The 23,549-nt window shown below is 69.9% G+C and carries 21 protein-coding genes and 2 pseudogenes; 18 read left to right on the top strand and 5 right to left on the bottom strand.

The genetic code is table 11. The features are described from left to right. Positions 1 to 240: 240 nt before the first annotated feature. Positions 241 to 1,215, bottom strand: coding sequence for a zinc-binding dehydrogenase (locus EJ357_RS34835; protein ID WP_126395655.1), 975 nt, complete (start codon positions 1,213 to 1,215; stop codon positions 241 to 243). A 219-nt stretch (positions 1,216 to 1,434) separates the two neighbouring features. Beyond that, a complete protein-coding gene (locus EJ357_RS48550) occupies positions 1,435 to 3,069 on the bottom strand; it encodes an NAD(P)H-binding protein (protein WP_175647622.1) in 1,635 nt (544 codons plus the stop codon). Between the two features lie 240 nt (positions 3,070 to 3,309). On the opposite strand from EJ357_RS48550, the gene EJ357_RS34825 reads away from it, so the two are divergent. Beyond that, positions 3,310 to 3,969, top strand: a complete 660-nt coding sequence (locus EJ357_RS34825) for an antibiotic biosynthesis monooxygenase (RefSeq protein ID WP_126395654.1) — start codon at positions 3,310 to 3,312, stop codon at positions 3,967 to 3,969. A gap of 42 nt (positions 3,970 to 4,011) precedes the next feature. On the opposite strand, the pseudogene EJ357_RS50585 reads toward EJ357_RS34825, so the two are convergent. Beyond that, positions 4,012 to 4,122 (bottom strand): annotated as a pseudogene (locus EJ357_RS50585) (IS110 family transposase); the annotation flags it as partial. A gap of 105 nt (positions 4,123 to 4,227) precedes the next feature. Between EJ357_RS50585 and EJ357_RS34815 the strand changes: the two are divergent. After that, positions 4,228 to 5,184: an IS481 family transposase gene (locus tag EJ357_RS34815; RefSeq protein ID WP_126392016.1), complete on the top strand. Its 957-nt coding sequence runs from the start codon at positions 4,228 to 4,230 to the stop codon at positions 5,182 to 5,184. Between the two features lie 221 nt (positions 5,185 to 5,405). Here the strand turns inward: EJ357_RS34815 and EJ357_RS34810 are convergent. Then, positions 5,406 to 5,627 (bottom strand): annotated as a pseudogene (locus EJ357_RS34810) (IS110 family transposase); the annotation flags it as partial. Between the two features lie 18 nt (positions 5,628 to 5,645). Beyond that, positions 5,646 to 6,056: a winged helix-turn-helix transcriptional regulator gene (locus EJ357_RS34805; protein ID WP_126395653.1), complete on the bottom strand. Its 411-nt coding sequence runs from the start codon at positions 6,054 to 6,056 to the stop codon at positions 5,646 to 5,648. A 64-nt stretch (positions 6,057 to 6,120) separates the two neighbouring features. On the opposite strand from EJ357_RS34805, the gene EJ357_RS34800 reads away from it, so the two are divergent. The 16 genes from EJ357_RS34800 (at position 6,121) to EJ357_RS34725 (ending at position 23,546) form a co-directional block, all read left to right on the top strand. Next, positions 6,121 to 6,834, top strand: a complete 714-nt coding sequence (locus EJ357_RS34800) for a DsbA family oxidoreductase (RefSeq protein ID WP_126395652.1) — start codon at positions 6,121 to 6,123, stop codon at positions 6,832 to 6,834. Next, complete coding sequence (gene soxR / locus EJ357_RS34795) at positions 6,831 to 7,283, top strand: redox-sensitive transcriptional activator SoxR (protein ID WP_126395651.1); 453 nt, start codon at positions 6,831 to 6,833, stop codon at positions 7,281 to 7,283. The genes EJ357_RS34800 and soxR overlap by 4 nt, the downstream gene beginning before the upstream one ends. Before the next feature lie 210 nt (positions 7,284 to 7,493). Further along, complete coding sequence (locus EJ357_RS34790) at positions 7,494 to 9,287, top strand: acetyl/propionyl/methylcrotonyl-CoA carboxylase subunit alpha (protein WP_126395650.1); 1,794 nt, start codon at positions 7,494 to 7,496, stop codon at positions 9,285 to 9,287. A gap of 146 nt (positions 9,288 to 9,433) precedes the next feature. After that, positions 9,434 to 10,909 carry an FAD-dependent monooxygenase gene (locus tag EJ357_RS34785; protein WP_126395649.1) on the top strand — a complete coding sequence of 492 codons (1,476 nt, stop codon included), beginning with the start codon at positions 9,434 to 9,436 and terminating at the stop codon, positions 10,907 to 10,909. A gap of 75 nt (positions 10,910 to 10,984) precedes the next feature. Next, positions 10,985 to 11,311 (top strand): TcmI family type II polyketide cyclase, encoded by a 327-nt coding sequence (locus tag EJ357_RS34780; protein ID WP_126395648.1) that lies wholly within the window; start codon positions 10,985 to 10,987, stop codon positions 11,309 to 11,311. Further along, positions 11,308 to 12,579, top strand: coding sequence for a beta-ketoacyl-[acyl-carrier-protein] synthase family protein (locus tag EJ357_RS34775; RefSeq protein WP_126395647.1), 1,272 nt, complete (start codon positions 11,308 to 11,310; stop codon positions 12,577 to 12,579). Before EJ357_RS34780 ends, EJ357_RS34775 begins: the two co-directional genes overlap by 4 nt. Then, positions 12,576 to 13,787, top strand: coding sequence for a ketosynthase chain-length factor (locus EJ357_RS34770; protein WP_126395646.1), 1,212 nt, complete (start codon positions 12,576 to 12,578; stop codon positions 13,785 to 13,787). Before EJ357_RS34775 ends, EJ357_RS34770 begins: the two co-directional genes overlap by 4 nt. A gap of 92 nt (positions 13,788 to 13,879) precedes the next feature. After that, positions 13,880 to 14,137 (top strand): acyl carrier protein, encoded by a 258-nt coding sequence (locus EJ357_RS34765; protein WP_126395645.1) that lies wholly within the window; start codon positions 13,880 to 13,882, stop codon positions 14,135 to 14,137. A gap of 20 nt (positions 14,138 to 14,157) precedes the next feature. Beyond that, the gene (fabG, locus tag EJ357_RS34760; RefSeq protein ID WP_126395644.1) at positions 14,158 to 14,979 is read left to right on the top strand and encodes a 3-oxoacyl-ACP reductase FabG; all 822 of its coding nucleotides are present in this window, start codon (positions 14,158 to 14,160) and stop codon (positions 14,977 to 14,979) included. A gap of 64 nt (positions 14,980 to 15,043) precedes the next feature. Beyond that, positions 15,044 to 16,006: an aromatase/cyclase gene (locus EJ357_RS34755; protein ID WP_126395643.1), complete on the top strand. Its 963-nt coding sequence runs from the start codon at positions 15,044 to 15,046 to the stop codon at positions 16,004 to 16,006. Positions 16,007 to 16,008: 2 nt separating this feature from the next. Next, positions 16,009 to 18,315: an SDR family oxidoreductase gene (locus tag EJ357_RS34750; protein WP_126395642.1), complete on the top strand. Its 2,307-nt coding sequence runs from the start codon at positions 16,009 to 16,011 to the stop codon at positions 18,313 to 18,315. 14 nt (positions 18,316 to 18,329) lie between these two features. Continuing rightward, on the top strand, positions 18,330 to 19,763 hold the full coding sequence (locus EJ357_RS34745; RefSeq protein ID WP_126395641.1) for an MFS transporter: 1,434 nt from the start codon (positions 18,330 to 18,332) through the stop codon (positions 19,761 to 19,763). A gap of 7 nt (positions 19,764 to 19,770) precedes the next feature. Continuing rightward, a complete protein-coding gene (locus tag EJ357_RS34740; RefSeq protein ID WP_228472704.1) occupies positions 19,771 to 21,375 on the top strand; it encodes an acyl-CoA carboxylase subunit beta in 1,605 nt (534 codons plus the stop codon). A gap of 74 nt (positions 21,376 to 21,449) precedes the next feature. Next, positions 21,450 to 22,034, top strand: coding sequence for an NADPH-dependent FMN reductase (locus EJ357_RS34735; protein WP_126395640.1), 585 nt, complete (start codon positions 21,450 to 21,452; stop codon positions 22,032 to 22,034). Between the two features lie 103 nt (positions 22,035 to 22,137). Beyond that, positions 22,138 to 22,320 carry a hypothetical protein gene (locus EJ357_RS34730; RefSeq protein ID WP_126395639.1) on the top strand — a complete coding sequence of 61 codons (183 nt, stop codon included), beginning with the start codon at positions 22,138 to 22,140 and terminating at the stop codon, positions 22,318 to 22,320. Further along, on the top strand, positions 22,320 to 23,546 hold the full coding sequence (locus tag EJ357_RS34725; RefSeq protein WP_126395638.1) for an MFS transporter: 1,227 nt from the start codon (positions 22,320 to 22,322) through the stop codon (positions 23,544 to 23,546). The genes EJ357_RS34730 and EJ357_RS34725 overlap by 1 nt, the downstream gene beginning before the upstream one ends. The last annotated feature ends 3 nt before the right edge of the window (positions 23,547 to 23,549 follow it).

Below are 23,549 nucleotides of genomic sequence, written 5' to 3'. Positions count from 1 at the left end.
TCCCCCTCCCCCCCCCGAGGCCGGGCGGCCCGCGCCGACGTCCGGATGCTCAAGGGCGAGCGTTTTCTGCACTGTCCGTGATGCGGTCCAAGAGGTCCAGGCCGTCGGGGCCCAGGAGGCCGGCGCCGGCCATGGCCGTCCTGAGCAGCGCCGCGTACGCGAGGCCGGCCGGTGTGCCCCCCCGCCCATGAGAGGAGCCGTGATGGGTGAAGTCGTCGGTGTACCGGGCCGTCGGGTGGGTCAGGGCAGCAGGAGCAGGGCCTTACCGATCACCTCTCGGGCCTCCAGTGCCCGGTGCGCCGCGGCGGCCTGTGCCAGTGGGAAGGTCCGGCCGATGAGTGGCCGCAACTCGCCGCGGGCCGCCGCTTCGACAGCCTGCGTCGCCAGTCGCCGCCGGTCCTCGGCGGAACGTTGCACATCCTGGATGCCGCGTAGCCGCACACCCCGCTCCTGTGCGGCCCGCGTGTCGACATCGGTGAAGGAACCGCTGGGCGCGCCATGCGCGGAGAACCGGGCGCCCGGCGCCGTGAGTTCGAAGGCGGCTCGGCCGACCGCCCCGCCCACGCCGTCGAAGACGACATCGACGCCCCGGCCGCCTGTCGCCTCCCGCACCCGTGTGGTCCAGTCGGGGTCGGAGTAGTCGGCGAGGACATCGGCACCGCGCTCGTGGGCGGTGGCCAGTTTGCGCTCGCCGCGCGCCGCGGCGATGGTGCGGGCGCCGGCCGCGTGCGACAGCTGGACCAGCAGGCTGCCGAGCCCTCCGGCCGCCGCCGTGATCAGGACCTGGTCGTCCTTGGTGACCTCGGCGGCCTCGAAAACCGTCAGCGCGGTCGTGCCGTCGTTGAGGAGCGCGGCGGCCTGCGGCAGCTCCAGCCCGTCCGGGACGGGGATCAGCGCCTCGACCGGTACGACGACCTGCTCGGCGTAGCCTCCGTAACCACCGGCGTGGGCGGCCACCCGTCGGCCCACCCACGCGGGGTCGACGCCCGGGCCGACCGCACGCACGTGTCCGGCCACGCCGTCGCCCGGTACGTAGGGCGGCTCCACCGAGAAGAATTCCCGGCCCCAGCCGTTCCTGACCTGGGTCTCGATGAAGAGGATGTCGGCGACCGCGACGTCGATCACCGTCTGTCCCTCACCGGCCACGGGGTCGGGCGCCTGCGTCGGCGTCAGAACCTCGGGGGGCCCGAATCGGTTTACCTGGGCGACGAGCAAGTCGGCACTCTCCTCATACGTGTGCGGTGGGCGGGGACGGACTCGCCGTGCCCCCCGTCGGCAGTCGGTGCGCCGAGTGTCCTACGCGGGATGCCGCGTGCCGACGGAAACAGGACACCGGGCGAAGGAAGGAAGGAAGGCGGGAGATGGGGGGCCTGGTCGACGTCAACTCGCCCAGCGCCGGTGTGCCTCACCGCTCGGGATCCCGGCCCCGGGCATTCACCGCTCGGGCTTCTGACCCCAGACGCAGAACCGCAGCATGGTGACGTCACGGTCGCGCGGGTCGTCGAGGCCCGCCACGAACGCCTCGAGGGTCTCGGCGCTCACCACTCCCTGCTCGATCATCGCGGGGCCCTGGAGCTTCATCCGCAACCGGATCAGTTCGCTGTCCAGTTCGTCCTGTCCCGGACCCAACGGGGTCACCCGCATCGAGACCGAGGTCAGTCCCGCCCTGGCGAACGTCGACGGCAGCCTGCGGCCCCAGTGCATGTCCGCGCCCACGGCCTTCCAGCCGGCGAAGTACGCGCCGATCAACGCCCGTGCGGCAGGGCTGACGGCGTGCTCGCTGGGCAGGAAGTAGAAGTCCTCCAGCAGGATCCAGCCGCCCGGCGCCAGCCAGCGCACCACCCGCTCAAACGTCTCCTCGGCCTTGGGCAGGTGCTCGAACACGGCCCGGGCCAGGATGAGGTCGATCGAGTCCGGCTCGAACTCGGCCTCCGCGACGTCCTGGCGCACTACCGTCAGGTTCGGCGCGCGCCGCTCGTCCAACCGCCGGATGTCGGTGTCGAGGGCGATCACCGAGCCCTGGTCGGCCTGTGCGGCCAGCCAGTACGACATGGAGCCCGCCCCTGCGCCCACCTCCAGGCAGCGCCAGCCCCGCCCGATCGGCAGGCTCGCCAGAATCTCCGTGGTGAGTGGGTCGTAGACCCGCTCCCACAGCAGGGCCAGGGCGTCATCGCCCTCGGCGCCCGCGGGGGCCTTCGTGTCCTCGGCCCGGAAGGCATCGACGTTCTCCTCCACCCATTCCCGGAAGGTCCGCGCCGGTCGGCCGGTGGCATCGGCCACGACGGTGGATCCCACCTCCGGCTGCGTGGTGAGCATGGCGAAGTAGTCCAGCGCCCCGTCCGCGTACGCGGGGGGCCAGCCGGATTTCACCATCTCCTCCCGCGCGGCCTGTGCCTGGACGTCCTGCCAACCGAGTTGACGGCCGATCACCTCGCCGATGACGTGGACCTGTTCCTCCTGGGTGAGCACCTCCGGCCCGGTCACCAGGTACTTCTTGCCTGCGTGCCCGTCCTCGGTGAGCGCGTGCACCCCCACGGCCGCCAGGTCCCCCTCGTGCACCGACGTCCGGGCGGCCGCGCCGTGCGGGAAGTGCACGGTCCCGCCGCCCTTGATCTGACCGGCGAAGCCGAACGCGTTCGCCATGAACCCCGTGGTGCGGAGAAACGTCCAGTCCAGACTTGTCTGCTCGATCAGCTCTTCCAGATAGGCGTGGCAGTTGTTGTCCCGTCGCTCCAGGCCTATGTGCACGCCGACCGACGAGACCAGCACGATCCTTTCGGCCTGACGTTCGATCTTCGCCAGCACGGCGGGCGCGGTCTCCACGCTCAGGGTGAAGAACGGCCACATCCAGAAGACACCGTGGACACCGTCGAGAGCGGGGTCGAGGCTGTCGGGGTCGGCCAGGTCGCCGTAGTGCAGTTCGACGCCCTCGGGAAGCTTGGCGATGTTGGGGTCGTCCTTCAGTACCAGGGCCCGGACCGTGGCGCCCGTCGCGAGCAACTGGGCGGCGGCGTGCGGACCCACGTTGCCGGTGGCCGCGGTGATCAAGAACGTGCGCTGGGCGGTCATGGGGCGGTTCCTCTCGAGCACTGGAGAAAAGACGGATTTCCGCGAATGGACCCTGATGAAAGCTTCTTCGTCATGCCGGGAAGCAGTCAAGGCTTCAATTCCAGATGCTCGTAAGTCTTCTTCAGAGAAATGTCAACTGCGTGCGGCCCGGTGTCGTTCCGGGCGCCCGCCCGTGCACACTGGCGTGGAGCCGCACAGGTGACGTAGGAACATAAAGGCCGAGAGCCGAAGGAGTTCGGAATGTCCCAGATGGTATTGACGGAGCCGGAGCCGGGCATCTTCGTCTTTGACAGCATCAAGGTGGCGGGTGGCGGGGGCGCCGTCGAGTTGGTGGACGCATTCAAGGAGACGGTGGAACGCGAGTACCGCGAGGCGCCCGGGTTCCTCGGCGCACGCGTCCACCTCAGTGTGGCGGAGGACACGATCGTCACACGGATGCACTGGGAGCGGGAGCAGGACCTCAAGGCGTACTCGGCCGCGGTGGCGGCGCGGGGCAACACCTTCACCGAGTGTCTCGCCAAGGCCGCGATCACCGATCGGGCCGCTTTCGCCGGTACGCAGGTCCCGGGGTTCACCGGCCCGGACGCCGACAAGGAAGCCGGGTACAGCGTGGTGGCGACGCGACCGGTCCAGGACCGCGAGACGGCCATGAAGATCCATGACGTCCTGCTCAGGACAGGGGAATGGAAGCACACGATTCCCGGCTTCGTGTCCGCCACCCCGTATGTCAGCCTCGACGGCACGCAGTTCCTCAACAACCCCGCATGGGTGGACGAGGACGCCTTCCACGTCTACATGAACCACCCCAGCATCCCGGGCGGGTTGGCAGACGCGAAGGACCACGCGCTCGCCGAGCCGTGCGTGATCTCCTGCCGGTACTCGCAGGACATCGCTTCCTGATGGGCGAGCACGGCTCAGCCAGGGCTCTTGCGTCGAGCAGTTGAGCAGCTTGAGCACGATGGCGGCTTCGTCGCCGGGGCGGATGGGCCGCAGATCGCGGCGCATCCTGGCCTGGTCGGCGACGACCTAGGCGTCGCGGGCGTCGGTCCTGCCCTAGGTGTATTGATCACGAGCGTTGTTAACGCCGACGGGGCTTGATCATGGCGAAGACCTCCGGTGTGGTGGAGCTGTCTAGGACTGCACCGCACGGAGGTCTTCGTGTCCCACCGTAATGCCCGTCTGACCGTTCACGGCAGGCGGCTGCTCGTCGAACGTGTCCGCTCCGGTCGCCCGGTCGCGCATGTCGCAGCGGAGATGGGCATCTCCCGTCCCACGGCCCACAAGTGGATCCGACGCTGGCGATCCGAGGGCGAGCAGGGGCTGCACGACCGCTCCAGCAAGCCGGCGAGGACACCGCACCGCACCGCGGGCGCAGTGGAAGCCCGGGTATGCCGGCTGCGCCAGGACCGCAAGCTCGGTCCCGCCCGCCTCGGCCCGATCCTGGGCCTGCCCGCCTCGACCGTGCACCGCATCCTGGCCCGGCACGGCCTGAACCGGCTGGCCCACATGGACCGGCCCACCGGGCAGGTCATCCGCCGCTACGAACGCGCCCGGCCCGGCGAGCTGGTCCACGTCGACGTCAAGAAGCTCGGCCGGATCCCGGACGGCGGCGGTCACAAGACGCTCGGCCGCCGAGCCGGCCGGGCCACCCGCGGCGGGATGGGCTTCGACTACATCCATTCCGCCGTCGACGACCACACCCGCCTCGCCTACAGCGAGATCCATCCCGACGAGAAGGTCGCCACCTGCGCAGGCTTCCTCACCCGCGCGGCCGCGTTCTTCCACACGCACGGCATCACCCGCATCGAGCGGGTACTGACCGACAACGCCTGGGCCTACCGCAAGGGCCAGGCCTGGAAACAGGCCCTCGCCCAGATCGGCGCCACCGGCAAGCTGACCCGCGCCTACCGGCCGCAGACCAACGGCAAGGTCGAACGCTTCAACCGCACCCTGCTCGACGAATGGGCCTACCTGCGGCCCTACACCAGCAACGCCGAACGCACCGACGCCCTGGCAGACTTCCTCCACGCCTACAACCACCATCGCTGCCACACCGCACTCGGCGGCCACCCACCGATCAGCCGCGTCAACAACGCTGCGGGTCAATACACCTAGGCCCTGTCGTTTGGATCATGCCGGCGTCGCGGGGTCTGGCACGCACATCTGCCGCGTTGTCGTCACTCGCCGACTCCCCCACGCTCGAACAACCTCGCGCGGGGGGACCCCCATCGCGTCGACTCCCTCCTCCGCCTTGCAGCTGCACGCACCAGACCCCGCTCGGGTCGGCCGGAAGGCACTGCCCCTCACAGCCGGCCTGATCCAAACGACAGGGCCTAGCCGCGGTAGCCGTCGGAGGCCCTGACCAGGCGGCCGGGCATGTAGAGGACCTCCTGGCCGTGGTTGACCGGCAGGGCCGGCAGCAGCGCGGGTTCCCCGCCGGTCATGTCGATGGCCCAGGTGACCTGACGGCTGTCGGCGAGGCCGAGGGCGTCACCGATCAGCTCCAGCAGCTCAGGTTCGCCGTTGGCGACCCGCCGCGACAGCAGGGTCTTACCGTCGGCGTGGCTGACCGCACTTCACTTCTGCGAAGTGTCGGCCGCCGCGTCGTACGCCGTCTGGGCGTCGACGATGTCGTGAGTGTGCAGGGTGATCCACTCGACGAGGGCGTGTGTGTACTGGGCGAGTCCGCTGCCGAGCGGAGTCAGGCCGTACGAGACCCGGGGCGGCGAATCGGGCACGACCTCCCGGCTGACCAGTCCGTCCCGGCACAGGACGCGGAGGTTCTGGGACAGCATCTTCTCGCTGATCCCGCCGATCCGGTCCCGTAGCTCGTAGAACCGCAGGTCGCCTTCGCGCAACGCGCTGAGGATCAGCACACCCCAGCGGCTGGTGACGTGGTTGAGGACATGTCGTCCAGGACAGTCCGTGTGGAACGCGTCACTTTCCCGGGCCGACTGATGGTGTGTGAGCTCGTGACGGACCTTCATGTACTGAGCTTACCCAGAGGTATGGGCTCACTTCCAGTAAGCCCATGTACCTAGGCTTGACGTCATGACTGAGATCACCGTGGACATCTGGTCCGACATCGTCTGCCTCTGGTGCCCGATCGGCAAAGCCCAGTTCGACACCGCTCTGGCGCAGTTCGACCATCGGGACGCGGTGACGGTGCGATATCACAGCTTCGAACTCGACCCGAGCACACCGCGCGACAGCGCCCAGCCCATGCTGGAGAGGTCGGCCCGCGACATGGGCACCAGCAAGGCGCACGCGGCCGAGGTGCTCGGGCAGGTCGCCTCGATCGCCGCGGATCTGGACCTGGAGTACCGCATCGACGCGATCCGCGTGGTCAACTCCTTCGATGCGCACCGCCTGACGCATTTCGCCGCCGGCCACGGTCGCGCCGACCTCATGCTGGGCCGACTGATGGCGGCCTATACCGGCGAGGGGGCCGTGCTCTCCGACAGCGACACCCTGGTCCGCCTCGCAGGCGAAGTGGGGCTCGACCAAGAGGAGGCCGCGGAGGCGCTCAGGAGCGGCCGGTACGCCGACTCCGTCCGCCAGGACCAGCAGCTGGCTCGGCGGCTCGGTCTTCGCGGGGTGCCCAGCTATGTCGTTCAGGAGACCTACGCGGTCTTCGGGCCGCAGAGCCCGGACGAGATGACCGCGCTGCTCCAGCGGGCCTGGGAGGACGCCGTCCGCTCCGACTCGGGGGCGGGCCATGGGGCCCCGGGTCCCGTCAGCCCCTCCGCGGACTCCGGCGCATGAGCGGTCCGCGGCCCGCGACGCAGATGACCATCAGTCAGTTCGCGCGGCGCGCCGGTGTACCCACCTCCACGTTGCGCTTCTACGAGCGGCAGGGACTGGTCCGCAGCGCGCGCACCTCCGGCAACCAGCGTCGTTATGCGCGTGACACACTCCGGCGGGTCTCCTTCATCCGGGTGTCCCAGCGTCTCGGCATACCGCTCGCGGCGATCCGGGAGGTCCTCGACCTGCTGCCCGAAGGCCGTACTCCGACTCCGGAGGACTGGGCCCGCGTCTCGGAGCACTGGTACGAGGACCTGACCCGGCGCATCGAGCAGTTGATCGCCCTCCGGGACGCCCTGACCGACTGCATCGGCTGCGGCTGCCTCACCCTGGAGCGGTGCCAGTTGGCCAACCCCTATGACGTACTCGGTGAGAAGGGGCCGGGTGCCCATCGCCTCGGTTTGCGCTGAAACCCGCGGGGATTCAGCGCGGCGATTGAGATTCCTTTGACGTTACCCGTGGTACATGCGGACGCCTTGACATTCTTCTGATGATTCAACACGGTCCTCTTTATTTCTCGCCTTGACCTGCCCGTGCGGAAACGAAGAGGATTTACATCACCAACCGATTCTCTTTCCTCGGCACTCCGGAAGAGAGGGGTTTTTTGAGGTGGTGTTTCCATGCCAGAAAAGGTCCTGATATCCAATCGTGGCGAAATAGCCGTCCGTGTGGCGCGTGCGTGCCGGGATGCCGGTATCGCGAGCGTGGCCGTCTATGCCGACCCGGACCGGGACGCGCTGCATGTCCGCGCCGCGGACGAGGCGTTCGCCCTCGGCGGCGACACTCCGGCCACGAGCTACCTCGACATCGAGAAGGTGCTGGGTGCGGCCCGTGAGTGTGGGGCGGACGCCGTGCACCCGGGCTACGGCTTCCTCTCGGAGAACGCTGACTTCGCACAGGCGGTCCTGGACGCGGGCCTGATCTGGATCGGCCCGCCCCCGCAGGCCATCCGCGACCTCGGCGACAAAGTGGCGGCCCGTCACATCGCCCAGCGTGCGGGCGCGCCCCTCGTCGCCGGCACCTCCGACCCGGTCTCCGGAGCCGACGAGGTCGTCGCCTTCGCCGAACAGCACGGTCTGCCCATCGCCATCAAGGCCGCCTTCGGCGGCGGCGGACGCGGCCTCAAGGTCGCCCGCACCCTCGAAGAAGTCCCCGAGCTGTACGACTCCGCCGTCCGCGAGGCCGTCGCCGCCTTCGGCCGCGGCGAGTGCTTCGTCGAGCGCTACCTAGACAAGCCCCGCCACGTCGAGACCCAGTGCCTGGCCGACTCCTACGGCAACGTGGTCGTCGTCTCCACCCGCGACTGCTCCCTGCAGCGCCGCCACCAAAAACTCGTCGAAGAAGCCCCCGCCCCCTTCCTGACCGACGAACAGAACGCCGAGCTGTACCGCGCCTCCAAGGCCATCCTCAAGGAAGCGGGCTACATCGGCGCCGGCACCGTGGAGTTCCTCGTCGGCAACGACGGCACCATCTCCTTCCTGGAGGTCAACACCCGTCTCCAGGTCGAACACCCGGTCACCGAGGAAGTCACCGGCATCGACCTGGTACGGGAGATGTTCCGCATCGCCGACGGCGAAGAACTCGGCTACGGCGACCCGCCCCTGCGCGGCCACTCCTTCGAGTTCCGCATCAACGGCGAGGACCCGGGCCGCAACTTCCTGCCCGCCCCCGGCACGGTCACCACGTTCACCGCGCCCTCGGGTCCGGGCGTCCGCCTGGACGCGGGCGTGGAGTCCGGCAGCGTGATCGGCCCGGCCTGGGACTCCTTGCTCGCCAAGCTGATCGTCACCGGCGCCACCCGCCAACAAGCCCTCCAGCGCGCCGCCCGCGCCCTGAACGAGTTCACCGTCGAGGGCATGGCCACCGCCATCCCCTTCCACCGCACGGTCGTCACCGACCCGGCCTTCGCCCCCGAACTGATCGGCTCCACCACTGCGACATCTGAAGACGTGTTCACCGTCCACACCCGCTGGATCGAAACCGAGTTCGTCAACGACATCAAACCCTTCAGCGCCCCCGCCGACACCCCCGAGGCCGAGGACGAGGCCGGCCGTGAAACCGTCGTCGTCGAGGTCGGCGGCAAACGCCTGGAGGTCTCCCTGCCCGCCTCCCTCGGCATGACGCTGGCCCGTACCGGCCTGGCGGCCGGGGCCAAGCCGAAGCGCCGCGCGGCCAAGAAGTCCGGCCCCGCCGCCTCCGGCGACACCCTCGCCTCTCCCATGCAGGGCACCATCGTCAAGGTCGCCGTGGAGGAAGGCCAGGAAGTCAAGGAAGGCGACCTGGTCGTCGTCCTAGAGGCCATGAAGATGGAACAGCCCCTGAACGCGCACAAAGCGGGCACTGTCAAGGACCTCGGAGTCGCGGCCGGTGCCGCCGTGGCCCAGGGCGCGGTCATCTGCGAAATCAAAGACTGACGAACCATCCGGACCGCAGACCATCCGGACCGCAGACCATCCGGGCCGCAAACCATCCAGGCCACACGCCTGATCGGCCGGGCTGCTTGCCGACATGTGCGCCCGAAATCCGCTGAATTGTGACCATGCTCGACCGAGGAGAACACATGGACGCCGAAGTAATTGTCGTCGGAGCGGGGCCGGCCGGGCTGATGCTCGCCGGAGAGCTACGGCTGGCGGGTGTCGACGTCGTCGTCATCGAGCGCCTGGCCGCACGGACGGGTGAGTCCAGGGGCCTGGGGTTCACGGCGCGCACCATGGAGGTCTTCGACCAGCGGGGGCTGCTCTCGCGGTTCGGTGACATCGAGATCAGCAACCAGGGCCACTTCGGTGGTCTGCCCGTCGACTTCGCCGTGCTCGACGGCGCTCACCAGGCCGCCAAGACCGTGCCGCAGTCCCACACGGAGACGGTTCTGGAGAACTGGGCCGAGGAGCTGGGTGCGGACATCCGGCGCCGGCACGAGCTGCTGTCCCTCAAGGACACCGGTGATCTGGTGGAGGTCGAGGTCCAAGGGCCGGACGGCGTACACCAGTTGACCGCCGGTTACCTGGTGGGCTGTGACGGCGGGCGCAGTGTCGTGCGCAAGACCGTGGGCTTCGACTTCCCGGGCACAGCGGCCACGTTGGAGATGTTCCTCGCCGATGTGAAGGGGCTCGACCTCGAGCCCCGCATGATCGGTGAGACGTTGCCGGGCGGCATGGTCATGGTCGGTCCGCTGCCCGGTGGGATCACCCGGCTGATCGTGTGCGAACGGGGCACGCCGCCGCAGCGGCGGGAGACGCCGCCCTCCTACGACGAGGTGGCGGCGGCCTGGAAGCGCCTCACCGGCGACGACATCTCGCACGGTGAGCCGGTCTGGGTCAGTTCGTTCGGCGACGCGACGCGCCAGGTCACCGAGTACCGGCAGGGCCGGGTCTTCCTGGCCGGCGATTCGGCGCACATCCACCTCCCGGCAGGCGGCCAGGGGATGAACACCAGCATCCAGGACGCCGTGAACCTGGGCTGGAAACTGGCCGCCGTGGTGCGGGGCCGGGCCCCCGAGTCCCTGCTGGACACCTATCACGACGAGCGCCACCCGGTGGGCAAGCGGCTGCTGATGAACACCCGGGCCCAGGGGCTGCTCTTCCTGAGCGGGCCCGAAGTGCAGCCGCTGCGCGACGTGTTCACCGAGCTGATCACCTATCTGCCGGTGAGCCGGCACCTCGCCGGGATGGTCAGCGGTCTGGAGATCCGGTACCCGGTCGCCGGGGGACGGCATCCGCTGCTCGGTCGCCGTATGCCGCACCTGAAGCTGTCCGACGGCACCGGCAGGAGCGTCGGCAGCAGCACGCAGGCGCTGCACGCGGGGCGCGGTGTCCTGCTCGACCTGGCCGGCAATCCGGAGCTTCGGCGCCGCGCCGCCGGGTGGCGGGACCGCGTGGACATCGTGACCGGGCAGCCGCAGGACCTCGCCGAGGACAGTGAGCTGGCGGGCACCACTGCCGTGCTGATCCGTCCCGACGGCTACGTGGCGTGGGCAGCGCCCGGCTGCCACAGCGATCTGCCCATGGCCCTGGACCGCTGGTTCGGTCCCGCCGGCTAGGCCTTCCTCCGGAACCGGTGTCCCGTACCGGAAACCGCAGGAAACGAAGGAAAAGCAGAGGAAAGCGAGAGAAGCATGCACAGTACCCTGATCGTCGCACGGATGGCGCCGGACTCCAGCGCTGACGTGGCACAGCTGTTCAGCGCCTTCGACACGACGGACATGCCCCACCGCATGGGCACCCGACGCCGCCAGCTCTTCTCGTACCGGGGCCTCTACTTCCACCTCCAGGACTTCGCCGAGGACAACGGCGACCGGCTCATCCAGGAGGCAAGGACGGACCCGCGGTTCGTCGCCATCAGCGACGACCTGAAGCCCTTCATCGAGGCCTACGACCCGGCGACCTGGCGCTCCCCGGCCGACGCCATGGCCACCCGCTTCTACCACTGGGAGGCGCGGTGAGCGGGCGACGGGTCGTCATCACCGGGATGGAGGTCCTCGCTCCCGGCGGTGTCGGTGTCAAGAACTTCTGGGAGCTGTTGAGCGGGGGACGGACCGCGACCCGTCGTATCACCTTCTTCGATCCTTCGCCGTTCCGCTCCCAGGTCGCGGCCGAGATCGACTTCGATCCCGAGATGCACGGACTGCGCCCGCAGGAGGTGCGGCGCATGGACCGGGCCGCGCAGTTCGCGGTCGTCGCGGCGCGCGGTGCGGTCGCGGACAGCGGGATCGAGCTCGACTCCTACGATCCCTTCCGTGTCGGCGTCACCATCGGCAGCGCCGTGGGCGCCACGACGGGTCTCGACCAGGAGTACCGGATCGTCAGTGACGGCGGCCGGCTGGAACTCGTCGACCACGAGTACGCCGTACCCCATCTGTACGAGTACCTGGTGCCCAGTTCCTTCACCGCCGAGGTCGCGCGGACGGTCGGTGCCCGGGGTCCCAGCACGGTGGTGTCCACGGGCTGCACCTCGGGTCTGGACTCGGTCGGTCACGCCGTCGAGCTGATCCGTGAGGGTTCCGTCGACGTCATGATCGCCGGTGCGACGGACGCGCCGATCTCCCCGATCACCATGGCGTGCTTCGACGCCATCAAGGCGACCACGCCCCGGCATGACGAACCGGAGCGGGCCTCCCGCCCCTTCGACGGCACCCGCAACGGATTCGTGCTGGGCGAGGGAGCGGCGGTGTTCGTCCTGGAGGAGCTGGAGAGTGCCGCCGCGCGCGGCGCCCATGTGTACGCCGAGATCGCGGGGTACGCCACACGCAGCAACGCGTACCACATGACCGGTCTGCGGCCGGACGGTGCGGAGATGGCCGAGGCGATCCGGGTCGCGCTCGACGAGGCGCGGATGCCCGGTGACCAGATCGACTACATCAACGCCCACGGCTCGGGCACCAAGCAGAACGACCGTCATGAGACGGCGGCGTTCAAGCGGAGCCTCGGCGACCACGCCTATCGGACCCCGGTCAGCTCCATCAAGTCGATGGTCGGCCACTCGCTCGGCGCGATCGGGGCCATCGAGATCGCCGCGTCCGCCCTCGCCATGGAGAACAACACGGTGCCGCCCACCGCCAACCTGCACACCCCCGACCCCGAGTGCGACCTGGACTACGTCCCGCTGGAGGCGCGCGACCAGCTCACGGACGCCGTGCTCACCGTCGGCAGCGGCTTCGGCGGTTTCCAGAGCGCCATGGTGCTGGCCCGGCCCGACCGGAGGGTCGCATGAGCACTTCGGCGGTGGTGACCGGCCTCGGTGTGGCCGCGCCCAACGGCCTGGGCACGGACGAGTACTGGAAGGCCACACTGGTCGGCCGGAGCGGGATCGGCCCGATCACCCGCTTCGACCCGAGTTCCTATCCGGCGCGGCTGGCGGGTGAGGTTCCCGGCTTCGTCGCGCAGGAGCACATCCCGGGCCGTCTGATCCCGCAGACCGACCGGATGACCCAGCTCGCGCTGGCGGCGACGGACTGGGCCCTGCGGGACGCCGGGGTCGAGCCGGGCGAACTGCCCGCCTTCGACATGGGTGTGGTCACGGCCAGTTCCTCCGGCGGCTTCGAGTTCGGCCAGGGCGAACTGCGCAAACTGTGGTCCCAGGGCAGCGAGTACGTCAGCGCCTACCAGTCGTTCGCCTGGTTCTACGCCGTCAACAGCGGCCAGATCTCGATCCGCAACGGAATGAAGGGCCCCAGCGGAGTGGTCGTGAGCGACCAGGCCGGCGGACTGGACGCCCTCGCGCAGGCCAGGCGCCAGATCCGCAAGGGGACCCCGCTCGTCGTCTCCGGCGGTGTCGACGCCTCGATCTGCACCTGGGGCTGGGTGGCCCAGCTGGCCGGCGGCCGTCTGAGCACCAGCGACGATCCCGCGCGGGCCTATGTGCCGTTCGACGCGGAGGCCCGGGGCCATGTGCCGGGCGAGGGCGGCGCCATCCTGATCGTGGAGGACGCCGCGGCGGCCCGTCGGCGTGGAGCACGCGTCTACGGCGAGATCGCCGGCTATGCCGCGACATTCGACCCCGGGCCGGAAACCGGCCGTGATCCGGGGCTGGGCAAGGCGATCGAGCTGGCTCTGGCGGACGCCGGGGCACAGCCGTCGGACATCGACGTGGTGTTCGCGGACGCGGCGGCGGTCCCGGAACTGGACCGCGCCGAGGCGGAGGCGATCAACGCGGTCTTCGGCCCGCGCGGGGTGCCCGTGACCGCGCCGAAGACCATGACCGGCCGGCTCTACTCCGGTGCCGCCGCCCTCGATGTCGCGACCGCGCTGCTGGCCGTCCAGGACGGTGTCATACCGCCGACCAGCAACGTCGAACCCGCCGCCGACCATGACCTCGACCTGGTCACCGGCGAGCCCCGCCGTCTTCCCGTGCGCAGCGCCCTGGTGCTGGCCCGTGGCCACGGCGGTTTCAACTCCGCGCTCGTCGTACGGGCCGTCTGACCCGCCCGACGGCACGGGCCGCCGACCGGGCGCGCCCCATCACACGCCACGCCCCCATTAGCACACCCCGAAGACCGGAAGGGAAAACACACATGTCCCCGTTCACTCTCGTCGACCTCAAGCGGATCCTCCTCGAAGGCGCGGGCGCCGACGACGGCGTCGACCTCGACGGCGAGATCCTCGACATGGAGTTCGTGGATTTGGGCTACGAGTCCCTCGCCCTGCTGGAGACCAGCAGCCGCATCGAGCGTGAGTACCACATCTCGCTGGACGAGTCGGCGATGGCCGACGTGACGACGCCGCGCGCGCTCATCGACCTGGTCAACAGCCACCTCGCCGCCGCGGCCTGAACCGAGCACGGAGGAAGAACATGACCGTCACCCCTGTCGCCGAACAGCGGGACACCGACAGCGAAACGACGCGGAAGGTCGCGCTCGTCTCCGGTGCCACCAGCGGTATCGGGCTCGCCGTGGCCCGGCTGCTGGCCTCGACCGGCCATCGGGTGTTCATCGGCGCCCGGAACGCCGAGAACGTCGCCGCCACCGTCAAGGAGCTGCGCGAGGAAGGCCTCGACGTGGACGGCGCCGTCCTCGACGTCCGTTCGACGGACGCGGTGCGACAGTTCGTCGAAGCCGCCGTCGAACGGTTCGGCACCGTCGACGTGCTGGTCAACAACGCCGGCCGGTCCGGTGGTGGGGTCACCGCCGACATCGACGAGGAGCTGTGGCAGGACGTCATCGACACCAATCTCCACAGCGTGTTCCGGATGACCAAGGAAGTCCTCACCACCGGCGGCATGCGTCAGAAGAAGCGCGGGCGCATCATCAACATCGCCTCGACGGCCGGTAAGCAGGGCGTGGTCCTGGGCGCCCCCTACTCGGCCTCCAAGCACGGCGTCGTCGGTTTCACCAAGGCCCTGGGCAATGAGCTGGCGCCGACCGGCATCACCGTCAACGCGGTCTGCCCGGGCTATGTCGAGACGCCGATGGCGCAGCGCGTCCGGCAGGGCTATGCCGCGGCCTACGACACCACCGAGGAGGCGATCATGGAGAAGTTCTCCGCGAAGATCCCCCTCGGCCGCTATTCCACCCCGGAAGAGGTCGCCGGTCTCGTCGGCTACCTGGCGTCCGACCCCGCTGCCTCCATCACCTCGCAGGCCCTCAACGTCTGCGGCGGCCTCGGCAACTTCTGACCGCCGACCGTACGGCACCCGCCCCTCGGGCTCCTTGGGATCCCCGCCGGAAAGGAGAACAGACATGCCCCCCAGCGCACTTCGCGAGGTCGAGCACGAGATCGTCGTGGCGGCACCGGCCGCCGACGTGTACCGGCTCATCGCCGAGGTCGAGAACTGGCCGAGGATCTTCCCACCGACCATCCACGTGGACCATGTGGAACGCGGTGAGAAGGAGGAAGTCATCCGGATCTGGGCCACCGCCAACGGCGAGCCCAAGAACTGGACCTCGCGCCGCACTCTCGACCCCGAGGCCCTGCGGATCGGTTTCCGCCAGACGATATCGACCCCTCCGGTGGCCACGATGGGCGGCACCTGGATCATCGAGCCGCTCTCGGACAGCGAGTCCCGCATCCGCCTGCTGCACGACTACCGCGCGGTCGACGACGACCCGAAGAACCTGGAGTGGATCGACAACGCCGTCGACCGCAACTCCCGCTCCGAACTGGCGGCTCTGAAGGGCAATGTGGAACTGGCCGTCGCCCAGTCCCGGGAGCTGCTGCTGTCCTTCGAGGACAGCGTCCGGATCAACGGCTCCGCCAAGAACGTCTTCGACTTCGTCAACGAGGCCCAGCTGTGGGCCGAGCGACTGCCGCACGTGGCCAAGGTCCGGTTCGAGGAGGATGCAAACGGTCTGCAGACCCTGGAGATGGACACCCGGGCCAAGGACGGTTCCACGCACACCACGAAGTCCATCCGGGTGACCTTCCCCCACCACAAGATCGCGTACAAGCAGATCACCCTGCCCGCGCTCATGTCCCTGCACACCGGTTACTGGACGTTCGTGGAGCACGAGGAGGCCGACGGCACCGTCGTCACCACCGCGTCCTCGCAGCACACCGTGGTGATCAACCCGGAGAACATCGCCCGCGTCCTCGGCCCCGAGGCCGGCGTCGCCGAGGCCCGCGAGTACGTCCAGGGCGCGCTGAGCACCAACAGCCTGGCCACGCTGGGCCACGCCAAGGACTACGCCGAAGCCAAGGGTTGAGCATGACCGGCGCAGCGGACGTACAGCCCCGTATCGACACCCAGGTCGTCGTGGTGGGGGCGGGCCCCGTGGGGCTGATGCTCGCCGGGGAACTGCGGCTCGGCGGGGTGGACGTCGTCGTGGTGGAGAGCAGGGCCGAACCGACCACCGAGTCACGTGCGTCGACCCTGCACGCCCGCACCATGGAGATCTTCGCCTCCCGGGGGCTGCTGAACGGCTTCGGTGAACTGCCGAACGACGTCATGGGCCACTTCGGCGGCATCCCGCTGGACCTGACACTGCCGGGCCCGTACCCCGGCCAGTGGAAGGCCCCCCAGGTCCGCACGGAAGCGGTCCTCCAGGAGTGGGCCCTGTCCCTCGGGGCCCGTCTCCGACGCGGTCACGCACTCACCTCGGTGACGCTTCATCAGGACCGGGTGGAGGCCGAGGTGTCGGGGCCCGCCGGGCCGGTCCGGATCAGCGCGCAGTACCTCGTCGGCTGCGACGGCGGGCACAGCACGGTCCGCCGGCTCACCGGGGCGGAGTTCCCCGGCCGGGACGCGGGCCGGGAGCTGATCCGGGCCGATGTCGCCGGGATCGACATCCCGGCCAGGCGCTTCCAGCGGCTGGAGCGGGGGCTGGCCATCGCGGCCCGCAGTCCGCAGGGGGTCACCCGGGTCATGGTGCACGAGTTCGGCAGCGCCGCCGCACAGCGCACCCGTGACCCGGAGTTCGCCGACATCCGCGACGCCTGGCGGCGCGTCACCGGCGAGGACATCTCCCATGGCACACCGCTGTGGGTCAACTCCTTCGACGATGCCTCCCGCCAGCTGGCCCGGTACCGGCACGGCCGCGTGCTGTTCGCGGGCGACGCGGCCCATCAGCAGATGCCCATCGGCGGCCAGGCGCTCAACCTCGGCCTCCAGGACGCGGTCAACCTCGGCTGGAAGCTGGCCCTCCAGGTCCGTGACCGGGCGCCTGCCGGACTTCTCGACAGCTACCACGCCGAACGTCACGCCGTCGGCCGGCGGGTCCTGGCGAACATCAACGCCCAGGCGCTGCTGCTGCTCGGCGGCCCGGAGGTGGAGGCCGCCCGCTGCGTCCTCGCCGAACTCATCGCCCTGGAACCCGTCCGGCAACGGCTGGCCGGGGCGATATCCGGCCTGGACATCCGCTACGACACCGGCCCCGGCGGCCATTCGCTGCTGGGCGCCCGCCTGGCGCACGGTCACCCCGTGCGCTCCGGGCGTGGCCTGCTGATCGACGCCTACGGCGACCCGGAACACCACCTGCGGCTGCGCCGGGCCGCCGCGCCCTGGGCGGACCGGGTGGACGTCGTGGCGGCCGAACCCGAAACCGTCGGGCTGTCCGGCACCGATGCCGTGCTCGTCCGCCCGGACGGCCATGTCGTCTGGATCGCCTCGGCCGGACCCCCCGGCCCGGAACCACTGGTCGCGGCCCTGCGGACCTGGTTCGGCGAGCCGGCGCGGCTCGACCACGTCAGCGCCACACGAGACCTCTCGGTCGAACGGACCACACGAAACCCCCCAGCCGAACGGAGACACGACATGAACAGGCTCACCGGCAAGACGGCACTGGTCACGGGATCGAGCCGGGGCATAGGCCGCGCGATCGCCGAACGGCTGGCCCGGGAGGGGGCGCTCGTCGCGGTGCACTGCTCCACCGGCGTGGAGGCGGCCGAGGACGTCGTCGCGTCGATCGAGAGTGACGGCGGCCGGGCCTTCGTCGTGCAGGCCGAACTCGGTGTGCCCGGCGACGTCCACGAGTTGTTCCTCGCCCTCGAACAGGGGCTGAAGGAGCGCACCGGGTCGACCGATCTGGACATCGTCGTCAACAACGCCGGGGTGATGGGCGGTGTCTCCGTGGAGGACACCACCCAGGAGAAGTTCGACCGGCTGTTCGCCGTCAATGTCAGGGCGCCGTTCTTCATCATCCAGCGGGCCCTGGCCAACCTGACCGAGGGGGGCCGTATCGTCAACATCTCCTCCGGCCTCACCCGTTTCGCCAACCCCGACGAGATCGCGTACGCGATGACGAAGGGAGCGGTGGAGCAACTCGCCCTGCACTTCGCCAAGTACCTCGCACCGCGCAACATCACCATCAACAGCGTGGCGCCGGGCATCACCCGCAACGGCAGTCCCGTCTTCGACATACCGGAGGCGGTCGAGCAGATGGCGCAGCTGTCGGCGTTCGGCCGGGTCGGGGAGCCGCAGGACGTCGCCGACGTCGTGGCCTTCCTCGCCTCCCCCGACGCACGCTGGGTCACCGGGGCGTTCATCGACGCCAGCGGCGGAACGCTGCTCGGCTGAGGGACGGACCACCGATGACGAGATCCAGGAGTGTTCCCGAGGGAGCGTGGGGACCCCCCGAAGCCAGGCCGACGGCCGGGCGCTGGGGGGCGGGGCAGTGGGGCCTGCTGATCGTGCTGGCGGGCAACATGCTCATCGACGCGCTCGAGGTGTCCGTGGTGATCGTGGCGCTGCCCTCGGTCGGCGCGGACCTCGGGATGCCGCTGGTCGCATCGCAGTGGCTGGTCAGTGGGTTCGCTCTGGGGTTCGGCGGGCTGCTGCTGTTCGGTGCCCGTGTGGTGAAGGCGCTGGGACGCCGCCGGGTCTATCTGGCCGCGCTCCTCGTCTTCGCCGCCGCCTCCGTGACGGCCGGGCTGACGAGCGAGCCGTGGCTGCTGATCGCCATGAGGTTCGTCAAGGGCTGCTGTGCCGCGCTCACCGCTCCCACCGGCCTCGCGATCATCGGTGCCGCGTTCCGCGAGGGCCCGGAGCGCGACCGGGCGGTCTCGGTGTACGCGTTCTTCGGCGCCGCCGGGTTCACCTCCGGACTGCTGTTGTCCGGGGCGCTCACCGGGGTCGGCTGGCGGTGGGCCTTCCTGTTCCCCGCTCCCGCCGTACTCGTCCTCCTCGTCCTCGGACTGCGGCTCGTCCCCGTCGACGAGCCGGGTCCGTCGACACGGCGGTCCTTCGACGCGACCGGCGCCGCGTCCTTCACCGGAGCGCTGTCGGCACTGGTGTACGGGGTGATGTCGGTCCCCCGGGCCGGCTGGTCCGCGCCCTCCACGGTCATCGCCTTCGCACTCGCCGCGCTGCTCGCAGCGGTCTTCGTCACCGCGGAACGGTTCGCGCGGCAGCCGCTGATCCCCTTCGAGGTGCTCGCCAACACCATGCTCGTCCGCTCGATGCTCGGCGCAGCGGCCCTCAACGGCTCCTACCTGGGGCTGCTGTTGCTCGCCACGACGCGCCTGCAGACCCAGCACGGTTGGTCCCCCTGGCAGACGGCGCTGGCCTTCCTGCCGGCGAGCGCCCCGGTGGTCGTCACCACGCTGCTGACGCAGCGGCTGGTGAAGCGGTTCGGCACGGCTCGGCTGATCGCCCTGGGAGCGCTGTGCCCGGTGGCGGCCTGTCTGCTGTACGCCGTGCGGGCGTCCGGTACGACCGTCCGCTACACCACCGACGTACTGCCGTCGCTGCTACTGATGGGCGCCGGGTTCGTGCTGGCTTTCGCAGCGCTGAACATCCAGGCCACGTCGCGGATCGCGGCATCCGGGCGGGCGACCGCCACGGCCCTGTACCAGACCGCCGTTCAGTTCGCGGCGGCCCTGGTCCCGGCCGTGGTCGCCGCGGTCGTCGCCTCGGGCGCGGGAGAGCGGACGGCCGCCCTGTCCGTCCTCGCCGTCGCCCTGGTGGGCGTCCTGCCGTACGCCGCGGACCGCGTGGTCGCCCACCACGGTTCCACACGAGAGTGAGAGACCCATGCTCGCAACCGACACAACCACCGCCGACCCGGCCGTCAGGACGGCCTCGCCGCCCACCGCGCGCGAACGCCTGGACGAACTCCGGCTGCTCAAGGAGGAGGCCCGGGACGGAACGGACCCGAAGGCCACCGAACGCCAGCACGCCAGGGGGAAGTTGACCGCCCGGGAGCGGATCGAGCTGCTGCTGGACCCGGGTTCCTTCCGGGAGGTCGAGCAGCTGCGCCGGCACCGTGCGGTCGGGTTCGGTCTGGAGGCCAAGAAGCCGTACACCGACGGTGTGATCACCGGCTGGGGCACGGTGGAGGGCCGTACGGTCTTCGTGTACGCGCATGACTTCCGTATCTTCGGCGGCGCGCTGGGCGAGGCCCACGCCACGAAGATCCACAAGATCATGGACATGGCCATCGCGGCCGGTGCCCCGCTGGTCTCGCTGAACGACGGTGCGGGCGCCCGTATCCAGGAGGGCGTCTCGGCGCTTGCCGGCTACGGCGGCATCTTCCAGCGCAACACCAAGGCGTCCGGCGTCATCCCGCAGATCTCGGTCATGCTCGGCCCGTGCGCAGGCGGCGCGGCGTACAGCCCCGCCCTGACCGACTTCGTCTTCATGGTGCGCGAGACCTCGCAGATGTTCATCACCGGCCCGGACGTGGTCAAGGCGGTGACGGGCGAGGAGATCACCCAGAACGGGCTCGGTGGCGCCGACGTGCACGCCGAGACCTCCGGCGTCTGCCACTTCGCGTACGACGACGAGGAGACGTGCATCGCGGAGGTGCGCTACCTCCTGTCGCTGCTCCCGCAGAACAACCGCGAGAACCCGCCCCGGGTGGAGTCCTCGGACGCGCCGGACCGCCGCAGCGAGGTGCTGCTGGACCTGGTCCCGGCGGACGGCAACCGCCCGTACGACATGGCCAAGGTCATCGAGGAGATCGTCGACGACGGCGACTACCTCGAGGTCCACGAGCGCTGGGCCCGCAACATCATCTGCGCGCTGGCCCGCTTGGACGGCCAGGTGGTGGGCATCGTGGCCAACCAGCCGCAGTCCCTCGCCGGCGTCCTGGACATCGAGGCCAGCGAAAAGGCCGCACGCTTCGTGCAGATGTGTGACGCTTTTAACATCCCGATCGTCACTTTCCTGGACGTCCCCGGGTTCCTCCCGGGCGTCGACCAGGAGCACGGCGGAATCATCCGGCACGGCGCGAAGCTCCTGTACGCCTACTGCAACGCGACCGTGCCGCGGATCTCGCTGATCCTGCGCAAGGCGTACGGAGGTGCCTACATCGTCATGGACAGCCAGTCCATCGGTGCCGACCTCACCTACGCCTGGCCGACGAACGAGATCGCCGTGATGGGCGCGGAGGGTGCGGCCAACGTCATCTTCCGCCGTCAGATCGCCGAGGCCGAGGACCCGGACGCCATGCGGGCCCGCATGGTCAAGGAGTACAAGGCCGAGCTCATGCACCCGTACTACGCGGCCGAGCGTGGCCTGGTGGACGACGTGATCGACCCCGCGGAGACCCGCGAAGTGCTGGCCGCAGCGCTGGCCACGTTTCGCGGCAAGCACGCCGACCTGCCCTCCCGCAAGCACGGCAACCCCCCGCAGTGAGCAATTGACTTGAAGTTCGGTTCAACTTCTACGTTCGTCGACGCACGCCCCCTCACTCGTAAGGAGACTCGTCCATGTCCACCACCCCATTGCGGATCGTCGTGATCAGCAGCAGTGTCCGGGAGGGCCGGTTCGGTCCCACCGTCGCCAACTGGATCACCTCGCTGGCCAAGGAACGCGAGGACATGCAGGTCGATCTGATGGACCTCGCCGAGCACCCGCTGCCGCACTCGCTGTCCTCCGGCCCCGGTGAGGAGGTGGCCGCCGAACTGGCGAAGGTGTCACCACGGCTGGCTGAGGCCGAGGCGTTCATCGTGGTGACTCCCGAGTACAACCACAGCTTCCCCGCCTCGCTCAAGACCCTGGTCGACTGGCACAACACGCAGTGGCAGGCCAAGCCCGTCGGCTTCGTCTCCTATGGCGGGTTGTCCGGCGGTCTGCGCTCGGTGGAGCAACTGCGTCAGGTCTTCGCCGAGTTGCACGCGGTGACGGTCCGCGACTCGGTGAGCTTCCACAATTGTTGGGGGCAGTTCGACGAGACCGGCGCCCTCAAGGAGCCGGAGGCGGCGACCCTCGCTGCCAAGACTCTGCTGGATCAGCTCACCTGGTGGGGCAAGGCGTTGTCCGAGGCCCGGTCGAGGACTCCGTACGGAAGCTGACCGCGGCTCGCCGGATCCCCGTGGGGTGTGCCCGGTGCCGCCGGGCACACCCGCCGCCGTACGCCCCCGTCGACCGTCGTACGCCCTGCGAAGGAGATCTGCCATGACCATCGACCAGACGACGCATCAGCCCGTGCGCCGCCCCTCCGAGGCCACGGTCCCGTCCGCCGAGGACTCCGTACCCGTCGCGCTGACGGCTCCCGTGCCGTCGGCGGTTCCCGTCCTGCTGGCAGGGGAGGACGAGATCGACGGGGCGGAACCACATATCGTCCGGGGAATCGACTGATGCCCCGAGGGCGCTCCGTTCTCTTCGTACTCCTGGCCGGCTCCACCCTCACCGTCATGGCCGGTACGGTCCTCAGTCCCGTTCTGCCCCTCATCCGCCGCGAACTCCAGTTGGGCGGCACAGCGGCCGGGCTCCTGCTCACGGCGCACGGCCTGGCGCTCGCCGTGGCCAGCCCGCTGGCCGGGTGGCTGCTGGACCGTTACGGCATCCGCCGTCCCCTGGTCGCCGGGCTGCTGCTGTACGGCGTGGCCGGCGGCTCGGGTCTGTTCATCGACTCCTACGGCGTGCTGTTCGCCGCGCGGCTGGCCTTCGGGGTCGGCGCGGCGGCGGTCTTCTCCGGCACCACGCTCGCCCTGCTGACGCTCTATCAGGGGCCCGAGCGGGACCGCGCGATGGGCCGGCGCTCCACGGCCATCAGCCTCGGGGGCATCCTGTGGCCTCTGCTGGGCGGGGCGCTCGGCACGATCTCCTGGCACGGCCCCTTCGCCGTCCATCTGATCGGCCTTCCGCTCGCCCTCGGCGTACTGCTCCTGCTGCCCGCCGACACGGGCACCCGGACGGCGGGCGGCGGAACCGCGTTCACCCTGTTGCGCCTGCGGCCCCGGCTGCTGGGCCTGTACGCGATCTCGTTCACCAGCTCGCTCCTGTTGTATGTGCTCTCCGTGTTCCTGCCGCAGCGGCTGGCCCAGGCGGGCATCGACGAGCCGGCGCTCATCGCCCCTTACACCGCGGCCAGTTCGCTGGCGGCGAGCGCGGCGGGGTTGGCGTACGCCAAGGCCAGGGCGTATCTGGGGTACGCCGCGTTCCTGCGCGTCGCCGGGGCCTGCTGGACGCTGGGGCTCCTGGTCGCCGGGACGGCCACCCGTCCGGCAGCGCTCCTGGCCGCGCCCGCCCTGTTCGGCCTGGGCATGGGCATGTCCGTACCGGCCATGACCGTGCTGATCAACCGCACAGCTCCACCTCATCTGAAGGGGCAGGCCACGGCGTTGTCGGGCACGGCCGCGTTCTCCGGGCAGTTCCTGTCCCCGGTGTTCTTCGGCCCTTTGGTCGCCGCCACCTCGCTCGCCCACGGACTGCTCGCGGCGGCGGGCCTGGCGGCCGTCGTCCTGCTGGCCGTGCTGGTCCTGCCCCTCCCGCTCCCCGACGCCGGCGAGGCGATCCCGTCCTCCGCAGCCGGCGCGCACCGGCCCTCCCGGACCGATCCGGCCGGGACGCGACATCCGTAGGAG

The sequence above is a fragment of the Streptomyces cyaneochromogenes genome (assembly GCF_003963535.1).
Lineage (GTDB): Bacteria > Actinomycetota > Actinomycetes > Streptomycetales > Streptomycetaceae > Streptomyces > Streptomyces shaanxiensis.
Note: the sequence above shows the minus strand (reverse complement) of the source record. Positions and strands in the feature narration are given on the sequence as shown.